Origin of the sequence: Streptomyces sp. SID12501 (assembly GCF_010550245.1) — a bacterium.
GTDB lineage: Bacteria > Actinomycetota > Actinomycetes > Streptomycetales > Streptomycetaceae > Streptomyces.
This window is the reverse complement of sequence record NZ_JAAGLU010000388.1, coordinates 1-533: the sequence shown is the minus strand read 5'-3', so window position 1 is coordinate 533 and position 533 is coordinate 1. Positions and strand designations below refer to the sequence as shown.

The 533-nt window shown below is 71.7% G+C and carries 2 protein-coding genes; both read left to right on the top strand.

Annotated elements, in window-relative coordinates:
• Positions 1 to 182, top strand: a 182-nt coding sequence (locus G3I71_RS50645; protein ID WP_203733088.1) for a hypothetical protein, incomplete at its 5' end; no start/stop codon positions are given.
• A 153-nt stretch (positions 183 to 335) separates the two neighbouring features.
• The coding region (locus G3I71_RS46375; protein WP_203733086.1) for a type VII secretion protein EccB at positions 336 to 533 on the top strand (198 nt) is incomplete at its 3' end.

Genomic DNA, 533 nt, shown 5'->3' with positions numbered 1-533 from the left:
TCACCCCGTCGCCCGCGGATGCGGCCGGGGTCGTCTGCGACCGCGTCGCGGTGGCCATCACTCGCGCACCTCCCCATCCCGGGGTCGGACCCCGTACGTCCGATGCCGCGCGACGGTCGCCGCCCGACACCGGGAATCCCCTCGATCCGCCCCGACAGGCCCTGATGCCCCACGGTGCCTGAAATCGCGCGCACCGGGGGGTGTTGAACGGCCAACAGAGCCTACCCGCCCCGGTACGAGGTCTCCGGCAAGAGGCATAGTAGGTGCCCGGTCAGACAATCGAGGCTCGGGGACCGTACTCACCGACCGGGCCGTGCGGGGAGAAGCAGGCGGCCATGGCATCACGACGTGATGAGCTCAACGCGTACACCTTTGCGAAGCGGCGTACTGTGGCGGCCTTCCTCCAGCCGTCCGCCACCGGCACCGAGGAGGGCGCGCACAGGCCGCTGCGCGCCGTCCTGCCCGGAGTGGTCGTCGGGGCGCTGGCGTTGGCGGGCTTCGGAGCCTGGGGCATCGTCAAACCGCAGTCCCCC